Below are 12703 nucleotides of genomic sequence, written 5' to 3'. Positions count from 1 at the left end.
AACATCTTATGGGATTTATTGCGCAATTCCTAGAAATGCTTTTAGCCGAGAGAGCATTGTCAAAAAATTCTATACTTAGCTATAAGCGTGACTTATTCGATTTTCAAAATTATCTTGCTAAACACAAATTATCCGAATTAAATATTACTACTGAGAATATTAGAGACTGGATTGAGTATCTAGCAAGTAATGATTTGCAAGCACGCTCAATCAACAGAAAGATCTCAACTATAAAAAGTTATTATGAATTTTTAATTAGCGAAAACCATACCGCGTTTAATCCGGTTCTTAACGTAGATTTGCCCAAATATCAAAATAAACTTCCCGAAATATTATCTATAGCTCAAATTAAATCGTTACTTGAACATTGCTCTCAAGATAATTCTCCTGAAGGTATCAGGCTTAATGCTATGATTCATTTGCTTTATGCTAGCGGTCTTAGAGTCTCGGAGCTTGTTAGTCTTAAGCTTGCTGATATTCTGACTAATAAAACGTCTAAAGGAGAAGTAAGAAAAATATTTTCGGTACTTGGTAAAGGTAATAAGGAAAGAGTCATAGTAATAAATGAACAGGCAGTTATCAGTATTGCTAAATATCTTGCAATTAGAGGTGTTTTTGTGAATAAAGCTAAACCAAGAAATCTAATTTATTTATTTCCTTCATCAGCTTTAGCGGGTTATATGACTAGGCAAAATTTTGCTATTCTGTTAAAATCTGCTGCCCTTTATGCAGGACTTAACCCTGAGTATATTTCTCCGCATATATTACGTCACAGTTTTGCAAGTCATTTGCTTGAGGGCGGAGCAGACTTAAGAGTAATTCAAGAGCTGCTTGGTCACGCTGATATATCTACTACCCAAATATATACTCATCTTCAAACTAATCATCTCAAAAAAGCATTGTTGCATCATCCTCTCAATAAAAATTAATTTATCTTAATCTTCTATAAAGTACTTGTTAATATTTCTTAACTAAATATAATACTCATTATTAAATGTAAGGAATAAATTATATGAAGCTAAAAGACATTATGAGTTCTTGTATTAGTAAACCTAGAGAAATTGAAAAAGAATATCCTGGATTAGCTCAAAAGCAAGAATCAGGATGCAATGTTTATGCCGGGTTAGGATGCAAAAATCAAGAAGTAAAATTTCGCAACTATTATGAGTTACTTAAAAAAATTCAACAAGGAGAAATAACTTTAGAAGTTCTAGAAAATTTAAGGAAATTAAAAATAGATGATAAAAAATCTTTTCTAGCAGATGCAGCAGAGGTGATATCTAACAATATGTTACATGAGCTTAATGCAACAATAATGAAACATGCTTTAGATTTAGTTGATTCTAAAGATGCAGCTTTTTTACTTCGTAGAACAAAAGAGGATAGTATATTTCGAGATCTAATATATTTAGAAGCAAAAGAAAACAGGTTTACTGTAGAAATTGATAAAAAAGGAACTTTGAAAATTAACTTTCCTAGTGGGATACTTGAGCTTTACAAGCTATTAATTGATAATTTCTATTTGAAAAAATTTGAGGATGAGGCATTGCAGAAAAAATTATATCAAGAATTGTTCACTGATTTCAACATTCCTTTTGAAGAACTAATTGAAAAAAAGGAATTGCAGAAAAAATTATATCAAGCATTATTACCTGATTTCAACATTCCTTTTGAAGAACTAAATTTTTTTGAAAATTTTATTGCATGCTTAAAAGACTTGTATATTAAAAATAGTTTAGCACGAAGCATAATGAGTTTATTTGTAAGTAGAGATATTAAAGAACATGCTGTATGTGAAGAATTACTTGAATTAGATACATTTAAAAAATTATTTGAGACAAAAATGTCATTATATGGAACTTCTGCTGATTCTAAATTATTAGTGGTTGATTATGTATTAAATGATATACAAGGTGTTTATATTAGCAATTTAGCATCTTCAAATATTTTAGATTTAGTAATGCATAGTCAATCGCATAATGAAATAATAGAATCAATAGAAATTTTGGGTAATAGCTCAGAACCAGTATGACTTGCTAGATACTGTTTTAAAGTTTTGATTATAAATATAGTAAAAACATCTAGAAATTAATTTAATCTATCAATAAGTGAGATTAATACTCAATATGGTTACAAAAAATAAAAAAGAAACAGTGAATATTGAAACAAAAAATTTAGCAAATTTAGTTATCCAAGAAATAGGTAACAAAAATTTTGATTTTGTTGTTTTGCAAAAGATGCAGCAGGCTTTTAGTACTGCAAGTAAGCAAAAACAAAGAGAAGCTTTTATAAGTTTGTTAGATAAAAAACTTAATAAAGAGCAATTACATAAACTCAATCAAGCAATAATGGAAAATGCAAATGAATTAATGCCGGATAACGATCCTAATTTCGTTTGTCGTACTCCTAATAATAAAGTTTTTCAAGAAATATTATTATTGGAAGCCAAACGCTCAGGTATGAAAGCAAAATTTAATGATAAAGGAGAATTACAATCTCTTGATGTAAAAGATATAACACAGGAAATATTAGATCACTATCGTGTTTTACAAGAAAAATTTTATTCCAAAAGAGATTCTAAAGATTTGATAGATAGTAGAATAGCTCAAAGTATTAATTTTTTATTATATGCTCCACTTTTCCGAGAATCAGATATATATACAAAATTAGGTTTAAAATCTGCTGAGATAGAGCGAGAAATACAAGATCCTAACGGTAAGTATGCTAAACAATTAGTAGATGCTAAAATAGGAACTAATATAAATTTTAATACCAAAGAAAATTTAGACAATAAAGCACATGAAGGAAAAGAAACTAAGATATCTTCAATAATTGAAAAAGCAATAACAAAACTCAAGAAAGACAAAAAAGTAAATATTGAAGATAAGAGACAAGGAGAAATAAAAAGGCATTTATCTAAATCTTTAGAAGGAGCTTCTGATTATATATTAACATTCAAAAAAAATGATTTAGTAGATGTAATATATCAAGGATTAGATAAAGGACAAACTTGGTGGTCAAAGATTGTTAATTATATAGGTATAAAATCATATTCTATTTCTAAAGAAAATCTTGAGAAAATAGGCACAATAATAAATAGGGAAATGAAAAATTCTCATACTCCTTTAAAGATAGAAGTACAAGAACAGTTAAAACAAATCTCAAAAGAGTTAAATAGATTCAATAATTTGGCATTGCCGTTAGAGGCTAAAAAGGTTCAGGCAAAATCTAAAAAACCGCCTGTTCCTCCAAAACCTGAACACCTCAAAAAAAGAAATCATGGATTGTGATGATTTTGTTGTGTGACTTGAAAAATACAGTTGTGATCCCATGATTTATTCACGGGACCTAGCTTAAAATACTAATAATATTAGTATTTTAATTGTTTTTATGGACCCTGTGGTCAAGCCACAGGGTGACACAGTGGATTTTATTGGTCTACACAAGTAAGCCTTTTGCGGGAATGACATTAATCCCTACAATAATTTATAATTTATTACTTCCCATAATATTATAACCGCAATCTACATAATGGATTTCACCGGTAACACCTTTAGATAATTCACTAAATAAATATACTGCTGCTCCTCCTACATCTTCTTGGGTAGTATTACGTTTTAACGGTGCGGTTGCAGCGTGAGATTTAAGCATAGTACTAAAATCACCTATTGCACTAGATGCTAAAGTTTTGATAGGTCCTGCCGAAATAGCATTTACCCTAATATTATTTTCTCCCATATCGTTTGCTAGATATTTTATACTAGCCTCAAGTGCAGCTTTGGCTACTCCCATAACGTTATAATTAGGTATAACTTTTTCAGCGCCGTAGTAAGTTAATGTCACAATGCTTCCGCCGTTATGCATTAAGGCTGCTGCGGACCTTGAGAGTTCTAAAAGAGAGTAACATGATATATGTAAAGAATTATGAAAATTTTCTAAGCTAGTATCAACATAACGTCCTTTTAATTCATTTTTATCGGCAAAAGCCATACCGTGAAGTAAGAAATCGAAGCTACCCCATTTCTCTTTTATATCATCAAATAAATTACTAATTGATTTTGGCTTCGTAACATCAAGTTCGCTAACAAAATTACAACCTATTTCCTCAGCGAGTGGTTTAACTCGTTTTTCTAGTACTCCCGATTGATAAGTAAACCATAGCTCTGCTCCGTGTTTTTTAGCAAGCTGTGCAATCGCCCACGATATTGACATATTATTTGCAATACCTGTAATTAAGCCTTTTTTTCCTTGTAGTAATCCTGTAGTCATTTATTTACTCATTATATTAAAACTTGCTGAAATGATAGCATGATGTATTATTTTGTAAACAAGTAATCGATAAAAATGTATAAACCTAAAATCATATGTTTACTGCTAGGGATATTAAGCGGTTTAGTTTTTGCTCCGACTTTCTTTATACCGGCATTATTAACGTTATCTTACTTATGTTATATAGTTCAAAAATCCGAAAATTGGCAAGAAGCCACAAAATTTGGTTATTTATTCGGTTTTGGGCATTTTTTAAGTGGAATATATTGGATAAGTATCGGTGTTAGCGTTTATATTGCAGATTTTTGGTGGGCAATTCCTTTTGCGTTATTTGGACTACCTATAGTTTTAGCTTGCTTTATATCGGCAAGCTGCACGCTTAGTTTTTTTGCTAAAAATAATAAATATTACCAATTTATATTCTGTTTATGTTGGGTATTATTTGAGTGGGTACGTTCATGGATTTTTACTGGTTTGCCTTGGAATTTGATTGGTTATGCTTTTTCGTTTTCAGATATTTTAATACAGCCTTTAAGTATAATAGGGATATATGGGCTTAGTTTTATAGTTATATATATTTCTACATCAGCTTATCCTTTATTTAGCAAGCAATTTACTCAGTTAAAAATATTACTAGCTAGTTCAGTCCTAGTATTAACAATCATTGTCATTTATGGAGCAGTAAGGCTAAGTAATAACCATACAAATTTCACTGATATAAAAGTACGATTAGTGCAACCTTCAATACCTCAAACCGAAAAATGGAATGAAGAAGAATTTTGGCATAATTTAATGCTACATATTAATTTATCGGAAAATTTGGAACCTACCGATTTAATTATTTGGTCTGAGGCAGCATTAGTAGTACCTGATGATATACCGCAAGTTAAATCAAAATTATTAAAAATGCTAAATTCTACAAATGCTATTTTGATAACAGGAGGAATTTCGGATAATAAAAAACAAGGTGATGAGTTTGAACTTTACTCAGCTATGTATGCTCTTGATAAAAATAATCATAAATTATTTGAATACCATAAATCACATTTAGTACCTTTCGGTGAGTATATGCCCCTTAAAAAGATACTACCGTTTAAAAAATTAACTCATGGTTTAATTGATTATAAAGAAGGAAACGGAGGGCTTGTTTATCTTGAAAAATATAATCTTAAAATTAAACCTTTAATTTGTTATGAATCTATTTTTCCTGATTTTGTACGGACGAATAATGAAATAGCCGATGTAATAATTAATATTACAAATGATGCATGGTATGGTAAATCCAGCGGTCCATATCAGCATTTTCATATTAGTAGAAGTAGAGCCGTAGAGAACGGTTTACCTATGATTAGAGTAGCGAATAACGGTATTTCAGCTATAGTAGATCCTTTTGGCAGAACAATAAAAAAACTAAATCTAAATGAAATAAATGGTACTCAAGGTTTAATTCCTAAAAAACTAATCTCTCCCACTATATTCTCGCAGTTCGGTAATTTTACTATTTTATTACTCATCGTTTTTATACTTTTAATTAATTATTTATTAGCCTTGATTCTTGATCACCAAAGGGTTTTAGCATTATTATATTAAATTTTTAATAAAGTTGCTTGATTAAATATAAAGTAATATATACTGCATTTAAAGTTGAATAGTCTTCATTAATAATTAATTTTTAATTAAAGCTTATTGTTAAAATGAATTATTCAATAAAATATCCAGACAAACTCGCAAGTGAACGTTTAAAAGAACGACGTCTTGCTGTAGGTATTATCCAAAAAGAATTAGGGCAAGTTTTTTCGATATTAGTGCTCTCCAAGTTAAAAAATATGAAGAAGGTTTAAGTAATATACCTATAAGTAGGTTATATGTTTTTGCAAAAGTTTTAAATACGCCTTTAAAATATTTCTTTAATAGTTCTGAAGAAGAAAAGTTAAAAGCTGACAATGAAAATACTCCTAATAATAAAATTGAATATCTATTCAAAGAAATAGAAAGTGATTTCTTAAATAATATTGCTGAAGCAGAAGGGCAATATGAACATGACGTCTCTTTTGATTATAAAGAATTATCAAGGACTATGGAAAGAGCACTTTTATCGTTAACTAGAGCATTTACTACAAATATTAGAAAAATAATCATTGAACGTGTCAGATCAGTATCGATACCTTGTGAATAATATTTAAATTTTCATTGACTTAGCATTACCAAAGTATTAATTTTCGTTAAGGTTTAGTAAATTCTGAACCGTCAACAATTATTAAATATATTGGAGGAAGGTTATGAGTAAAAGTAAGGCTATTGAAAATAACGGTATTAGTAATACCAATAGTCCAAATGGTAAATATATGGCCCCAAGACCGGAAGGAGTAAAACCTACCTGTGTAGTAATTACTTATTCTGTAAGCAAGGATATTAAGGCTGTTCGTGAAGTATTGGATGAGCGAGGTGCAAGTGTTCATTACATAATTGATAAGGATGGGACTCAAAAAGAATATCATAATGATTTAACAGATCAAGCTTTTTATGCAGGCAAGAGTAGTTGGAAAGGAGAAGTAGGTGTTAATAAGTTTGGTATTGGAGTCATGCTTATTAATGATGCAAAAAGTGATTTTCCTGCAGAGCAAATAGGGAAATTAAAAGAATTTCTTAAGGATGTAACAGAAAGATATCCAAATTTAGATTTAAAACATGATTTAGTCGGTCTTGGTGAAGTAACTGTAAACCGAGAAGGCAATGCTCATATAGCTCCTGGATCAAAATTTCCTTGGAAAGAATTAGCTGAAGCTGGTTTTGGTAGATATTTTGAGACTACGCAAGAGCAAAAGAGTAAATTATTATTAAGTCTTGATAGTACTGGAGAAAAAGTTAATACTTTACAGGAAAATTTAAAAGAATATGGCTATGGAGTGGAATCCACAAGTACATTTGATCAATTTACTCAGCAAGCAGTGAGAGTATTTAATGATCGTTATGGTACAGGTTTACCAAACGAAGAGCCACCTGTAAGTTGGACTGAAGCAGGTCAAGATGTTCTATCGCAATTACTAGGGCAAACGGTATTAGAACAAACAGAAAATGCATAGTTTAAGAAATGCATTCCTTTTTCATTTTGTAAGCCTTGCTGCATGGGTACTGAATCGTCATTAAGAGGATTAATGGCTTGTTTAGGTCATTCCTGCGTGGATCGATTCCACCCCCCTGTCATCCCCGCGACTTAATCGCGGGATACAATTTAAAATACTAAAAATTTAGTATTTTAAAGTTACTTTTATGGATGCCGTGGTCAAGCCACGGTATGACACCAAGTACATTTTTCGATCTACGCAACAATGTTATGCGGGGATGACATCGAGTAGGTTGTGTTTGTAGCCGTGCAACAACTTTATGCAATAATAACGTTGCGTAAAAGCGGTCATGACATCGAAGTATAGGCTATCTCAAGTAATTCTTTTAGTACTATTTATTGGTTATTGACATAATCTAAAAATAGTGCTAGACATTAAAACTGATTTACAGATAGCCTCTAAGGTAGAGCTTTCTTGACTATTTAGCTTCTAGTCAAAGAAAGCTAAGTTTTTTATCTTTACTTTATATTTCTACAGTTAAAAATATTTATGATATCTTTAAAGGTTAATAGTTTAATACAAAATTGGCGTTGGCGTAGATAATTTTTTGCGTTTATGTGTTTGCTATATGCAAATTTAAATTTTGATTATTAAATTATAACTTATAACAGGATATTAAAATGTTTATCTCTAATATTTTTCAAAAATTTTTTTCTTTTCTTTTTGTTTTATTCATCACAGCTGCAGTTTATGCGGATCAAAAAAAAGTAGCAGTCATTGTGCCACTTGAACATGCCGCAATGACTGAGATTATATCAGGAATTAAAGAGTCGCTAAAAGATATAGATGTAGAAATTATAGTTAAAAATGCTCATGCTGATTCTAATATTTTACTTGCCATTATAAAGCAAATAACAGATCAGGATATTGATGTAATAATTCCAATAGGCACGACAGCCAGCCAAACTGTTATTTCTCATATAACAAATAAACCGATTGTTTGTGCTGCTGCTATGATTAATAGTAAAAACCTACCTTTAGTTACTGGTGTTAACGATGAGATAAAAATCACTGACACCATTAGTAAATTACCTTTTTTACAGAATATCACTTTAATTTATAGCAGTAGTGAGAAAGTTATACCTGAAGTAGAAATGTTAAAATTATATGCTGGAAAAAACAATATTTCTCTGCACACGGTAATGATACAAAATTTCAATGATATGCCTGTGGCTGTAAAAAATGCTCCTGAAAATACGCAGAGTTTTATAATTTTGAAAGATCATTTAATAGTCAGTGGGATTAATATTTTAAAGCAAGAAGCATTTAAACGCCGTATTCCGATAATTGCTTCCGATGAAGGTTCGGTAATTAGCGGGGCAACTATTGCGGTAGGAGTACAAGAGAAGCAAATAGGCGTAGAAGCAGGTTTAATGGCAAAAAAAATCTTACAAGGAATAGAACCGAAAGATATTCCATTTGGGGATATGAAAGACTTAACTTTATTTATTAACCTTAAATCATTTGTTAAACAAGATATTCTTACTAAAGAAAATGTATCCGTACTGCCTTTCGCGCGTAAAGAACTTGAAGAGTAGTAACATGAACATTTTAGTTACTGCTCTTGAGCAATCCTTAATAATGCTGCCGCTTATTTTAGGGATGTATATAAGTTATCGGATTCTCAAAATTACCGATCTTACCGTAGACGGTACTTATGTACTTGGTGCGGCAGTGTTTGCCCGCAGCCTTTCATTTGGGTTATTTCCTGCATTAATATTTGCCGTAATAGCAGGCGGAATTATAGGCAGTATAGTTAGTGTTATGCAGAAGAATAACCGCATTAACGGGCTTATAGCCGGAATACTTGCAAGTTTTATGCTTTATTCGGTTAACTTACAAATTATGCAGCGTCCTAATATATCGGTTCTTGGTATGCCGACTCTATTATCTATATTAGATCTCGAAAATTGGTTAATACCTTTAGTAATAATCAATTGTCTTATTATATGTTCAGTTATAATTTTATTAAAAGGTAAGCTCGGTTTATTTCTTCGTGCTTTTGGTTTTAATAAAGATTTATTGATTAATTTAGGAAAACCTGCTGAGCTTTACCGTACTATCGGTTTTAGCATAAGTAATTGTTTGGCTGCTTTAACCGGTACTTTATCTGCACAAGTAAATGGTTTTGCCGATATTAATATGGGTTTCGGGGTGGCACTAGTCGGTATTGGTGCAATTGTTATAGGGCGTCATATTTTAATCCATGCTAATAATTTTAATGCGTTTAAAGAGATATTGTCTTGTTTGATAGGTATATTATTTTACTTTATTGCTCTGGGCTTTTTACTACGAATTGGAATCGATCCCATAAATCTTAAGCTTATTTTAGGTATAGTATTGTTTATTTCGTTGAGTTCTGTAAAAAGAGAGGCTTTATGAAACCTTATTTATATGCAGAAAATATACAGTTCAAAGTTAAAGAAAGAACCGAACCTATAATTGCTGAAACTACTTTAAATATTGCTAAAGAAGAGTTTGTTGTAATATTGGGTCATAACGGTAGTGGTAAGTCTACTTTAGCTAAAATACTTGCCGGCTATTTAAAACCTACTAGCGGGAAAGTGTTTCTAGATCAAGTCAGAATCGATAAAATACCTAAAGGACAAAAAGCTTCTACATTAGTTACATTAACACAAAAAGCTGAAGAGAGGCTATTTACCGAGCTAACCCTTGAAGAAAATATCATTTTGTGGGAAAGTAGATTCTCTAGTAATGAACGGTTAGAAAGTAGCGAGTTGTTAGAGCTTACAGGTGCGCCTAAACGCTTTTTGCCTTTACTTTCACAGCCATTAGGTAAATTTTCCGGTGGAGAAAAGCAGATGATACTGCTGGCACTTATCATAGCTCATCCACCTAAAATATTATTTCTAGACGAACATACAGCAAATTTAGATCCGAACGCTTCTTTGAAAGTGATGAAAAAAACAGCAGAGATTATAGAGAAACATAAGATCACTTCCGTTATGATCACGCATAATTTAGAAGATGCCGTAAATTACGGCAAAAGGCTTATAGTCTTAGATAGTGGTAAGGTAGTACTAGACTACCTAAAACCACCGGGTTTTTCTTTAAAAGAACTTAAAGAGATTTTAAATTAGAATTGAATATCTGCACCTATCTGTCTGGCTAATTCAGTATCGAAAGAATATTCACAGATATAATCTATTAACTCACTTTTTACATTCTCATTAGTAGTCTGATAAAGAAGCACGAAATTAATAATATCATCCTTATTTTCCCTATTGTAAGGCGTGTCTTCACTTCAGCCTATAACTTTTCTTCTGTTGAAGTTGATGGAGCCGGTACTACTGTTGCTACAGGAGTAACTAATGCTGGAGCTGCTACAGGATTATTATCATTAACATTATAATTTAAAACTTTTTCTATTAACCTTTATCAACACCTATCTTTACAAGTTTTGCTATACTGTGATCGAATGGATTATGCAATAGAACGCCTTGTCGTCCTATATCAGCACCTTTAGATCTTAACTTCTCAAGTAACCATTTATCTCTTGATGTTAGTGCGTGATTAAAAATTGACTCACCACACGCATTAATCTTAAGATTAACGTAAAAAGAAGTCCAGTAACGTTTTATTTTGACCTGATTCATGCTTTAGTAGCAAATAGAAAAAAGGTGTGCCGCCATAATTGTCTACTGTATCAATTTCACTGCCGGGTTGTAATAAAATTTGAGTTATTTCGTGCTGTTTAGAATAAGTTGCATAATGTATAGGTATACGTCCTTTTCCATCTTTAGTATTAACATCCACATTTTTTTTTAAGTAAAAAGCTTCTTATTTCCTATTGTTGCCGCATAATGTATAGGTGAGTATAGATATTTATGCTCAACTTCAAAACTTGTCCCTTTGTCTAATAAAATTTTAGCTATTTCTTTAGTGCTTGCATAAAATAATGCCGTATTTCCTTGTTCATCCTTAGCATTGACATTATGACCTTGCTCAATTAATTTTTGAACAATATTTGCATTTCCAGCTGAGGCTGCTATACTAAACGGTGTACAGTTGTCTTCAGCTTCAATTAAGGTGTCATATATTTCAGGGTTTGGTGCACGTACATTGTCCTCTGCTGCTATTTCTGTAGAAGTAGTGGTTGTTACTGGTGCCGGTGCTACTACCGGAGCTATTACTGGATTATTATCGTTAAATTATAATTAAAAAGTTTTTCTATTAATTTCTCTCTTGTAACATCATCTATATCAGAATAAAATTCAGGATTCATAATTAATCCGTTGATAATTTTATTTTTATCATCCTCATTTTTAATATTTTTCTTCATCTCAGCAAGCTTTTGTTCTGCTTTGAATTCAGGTAGTGCTGAGCGTGCATTAGCGGAATCAGTTAGTATTTCTTTAATTTCTGGTTTAGATGCATAATCTATAGTTTTTTTCCTTTAGCATCTACAGCATTAACATCGGCACCTTGTGAAAGTAAAAGTCTAACATTATTTACATTCCCTATATGTTGCTACATTATGTAAAACCGTACTACCGTCTGGAAGTCTGTAATTGACATTATTTGTTGGTTGATTCATCATATAAATATTCCTTTATGTTTAAATATTATTTTGTCATGCGAGCATTATACATAATATTTTGAATTTCTGCAATCCAATAGTTAATTTTTAACTATTTATTAGATTTTGGATAAAACCAAACGAGGAGTAAACAGATTAGAAGACCGATATTTAAGAGTAGATTATACTCTGTCATAGAAATACCAGAGATTTTGATGGCGGGTTTCATGCAGGACGTGATTGGCTGTGAGTAGAACATTTGTTTGATGTGTTGTATAGACAAGCCTTTCGGGATATGAAGCATTGATGAACAAAGAGCACTTGGTTGTAATATGCCTCTTTCTATGAAGCTATGATAGGTTGATAATATACAAGAGCTAAGGATAGTTAGGAGAATGAATATTAAAGTATACTTACTTAACTGTCGGATGATTAAAGCAGTTAAGCAAATTTTGATTAGGGTTAAATAGGGAAATCGTTCGTAAACGCATAAAGGACAGGGTGTATAATGGAATATATATTCAGCAATATAAGCGGTAGAAAGTGCTATTATAGAAATTGCGATCAGTCCTAAATGTAGAACTTTATAGTTATCTTTTCTGATGTAATTTATAATAGTATTAAATGGCATGTTTTTTTTTCTTAATGTCATTGCGAGCGACTGCAAGGAGCGTGGCAATCTCGGGAAGTTTGATGAGATTGCCACGTTGCTTCGCTCCTCGCAATGACGGCGTTTAATTTGATATTTTACAAATAAATAAATTTAGTA

15 protein-coding genes and 1 pseudogene are annotated in these 12703 nt (G+C 31.3%); 9 read left to right on the top strand and 7 right to left on the bottom strand.

Features of this window, described 5'->3' with window-relative positions; all coding sequences use genetic code 11:
* The first annotated feature begins 8 nt into the window (after positions 1-8).
* The 3 genes from RSIB_RS04695 to RSIB_RS04705 all read left to right on the top strand — a co-directional run bounded on the left by RSIB_RS04695 (position 9) and on the right by RSIB_RS04705 (position 3290).
* Positions 9-929 carry a site-specific tyrosine recombinase XerD gene (locus RSIB_RS04695; protein ID WP_004995969.1) on the top strand — a complete coding sequence of 307 codons (921 nt, stop codon included), beginning with the start codon at positions 9-11 and terminating at the stop codon, positions 927-929.
* Positions 930-1012: 83 nt separating this feature from the next.
* The gene (locus RSIB_RS04700; RefSeq protein ID WP_004995968.1) at positions 1013-2032 is read left to right on the top strand and encodes a DUF5410 family protein; all 1020 of its coding nucleotides are present in this window, start codon (positions 1013-1015) and stop codon (positions 2030-2032) included.
* A gap of 94 nt (positions 2033-2126) precedes the next feature.
* The gene (locus tag RSIB_RS04705) at positions 2127-3290 is read left to right on the top strand and encodes a DUF5410 domain-containing protein (RefSeq protein WP_004995967.1); all 1164 of its coding nucleotides are present in this window, start codon (positions 2127-2129) and stop codon (positions 3288-3290) included.
* A 196-nt stretch (positions 3291-3486) separates the two neighbouring features.
* Here RSIB_RS04705 and fabI read toward each other — a convergent pair whose 3' ends face one another.
* The gene (gene fabI, locus RSIB_RS04710; RefSeq protein WP_004995966.1) at positions 3487-4269 is read right to left on the bottom strand and encodes an enoyl-ACP reductase FabI; all 783 of its coding nucleotides are present in this window, start codon (positions 4267-4269) and stop codon (positions 3487-3489) included.
* A gap of 75 nt (positions 4270-4344) precedes the next feature.
* On the opposite strand from fabI, the gene lnt reads away from it, so the two are divergent.
* The 5 genes from lnt (at position 4345) to RSIB_RS04735 (ending at position 10495) form a co-directional block, all read left to right on the top strand.
* Positions 4345-5859, top strand: coding sequence for an apolipoprotein N-acyltransferase (lnt, locus tag RSIB_RS04715; RefSeq protein WP_004995965.1), 1515 nt, complete (start codon positions 4345-4347; stop codon positions 5857-5859).
* Positions 5860-6548: 689 nt separating this feature from the next.
* Positions 6549-7352: an N-acetylmuramoyl-L-alanine amidase gene (locus RSIB_RS04720; protein ID WP_004995964.1), complete on the top strand. Its 804-nt coding sequence runs from the start codon at positions 6549-6551 to the stop codon at positions 7350-7352.
* Positions 7353-8014: 662 nt separating this feature from the next.
* The gene (locus RSIB_RS04725) at positions 8015-8932 is read left to right on the top strand and encodes an ABC transporter substrate binding protein (RefSeq protein ID WP_004995962.1); all 918 of its coding nucleotides are present in this window, start codon (positions 8015-8017) and stop codon (positions 8930-8932) included.
* Between the two features lie 4 nt (positions 8933-8936).
* Entirely contained in the window at positions 8937-9776 is an 840-nt protein-coding gene (locus RSIB_RS04730) for an ABC transporter permease (RefSeq protein ID WP_004995960.1), read from the top strand.
* Entirely contained in the window at positions 9773-10495 is a 723-nt protein-coding gene (locus RSIB_RS04735) for an ATP-binding cassette domain-containing protein (protein ID WP_004995958.1), read from the top strand. Before RSIB_RS04730 ends, RSIB_RS04735 begins: the two co-directional genes overlap by 4 nt.
* 79 nt (positions 10496-10574) lie before the next feature.
* Here RSIB_RS04735 and RSIB_RS10365 read toward each other — a convergent pair.
* From RSIB_RS10365 to RSIB_RS09580, 3 genes and pseudogenes are all read right to left on the bottom strand, one after another.
* Positions 10575-10787 (bottom strand): annotated as a pseudogene (locus tag RSIB_RS10365) (hypothetical protein); the annotation flags it as partial.
* Positions 10788-10964: 177 nt separating this feature from the next.
* Positions 10965-11171: an ankyrin repeat domain-containing protein gene (locus RSIB_RS07420; protein WP_004995956.1), complete on the bottom strand. Its 207-nt coding sequence runs from the start codon at positions 11169-11171 to the stop codon at positions 10965-10967.
* An 8-nt stretch (positions 11172-11179) separates the two neighbouring features.
* Positions 11180-11407, bottom strand: a complete 228-nt coding sequence (locus RSIB_RS09580) for an ankyrin repeat domain-containing protein (RefSeq protein ID WP_231287774.1) — start codon at positions 11405-11407, stop codon at positions 11180-11182.
* A 16-nt stretch (positions 11408-11423) separates the two neighbouring features.
* Between RSIB_RS09580 and RSIB_RS09575 the strand changes: the two genes are divergently transcribed.
* The gene (locus RSIB_RS09575; RefSeq protein WP_016728078.1) at positions 11424-11576 is read left to right on the top strand and encodes a hypothetical protein; all 153 of its coding nucleotides are present in this window, start codon (positions 11424-11426) and stop codon (positions 11574-11576) included.
* Here the strand turns inward: RSIB_RS09575 and RSIB_RS09570 are convergent.
* The 3 genes from RSIB_RS09570 to RSIB_RS07410 form a co-directional block, all read right to left on the bottom strand.
* Positions 11545-11697 carry a hypothetical protein gene (locus tag RSIB_RS09570; RefSeq protein WP_004995953.1) on the bottom strand — a complete coding sequence of 51 codons (153 nt, stop codon included), beginning with the start codon at positions 11695-11697 and terminating at the stop codon, positions 11545-11547. The two genes, RSIB_RS09575 and RSIB_RS09570, sit on opposite strands and share 32 nt — an antisense overlap.
* A 98-nt stretch (positions 11698-11795) precedes the next feature.
* Positions 11796-11879: a hypothetical protein gene (locus RSIB_RS10360; protein WP_337459655.1), complete on the bottom strand. Its 84-nt coding sequence runs from the start codon at positions 11877-11879 to the stop codon at positions 11796-11798.
* Between the two features lie 167 nt (positions 11880-12046).
* Positions 12047-12565 carry a disulfide bond formation protein B gene (locus tag RSIB_RS07410; RefSeq protein ID WP_016728077.1) on the bottom strand — a complete coding sequence of 173 codons (519 nt, stop codon included), beginning with the start codon at positions 12563-12565 and terminating at the stop codon, positions 12047-12049.
* Positions 12566-12703: the final 138 nt, after the last annotated feature.

Source organism: Rickettsia sibirica 246, assembly GCF_000166935.1.
Taxonomy (GTDB): Bacteria; Pseudomonadota; Alphaproteobacteria; order Rickettsiales; family Rickettsiaceae; genus Rickettsia; species Rickettsia rickettsii.
The sequence above is the reverse complement of the archived record's forward strand: the minus strand, read 5'-3'. Positions and strand labels throughout refer to the sequence as shown.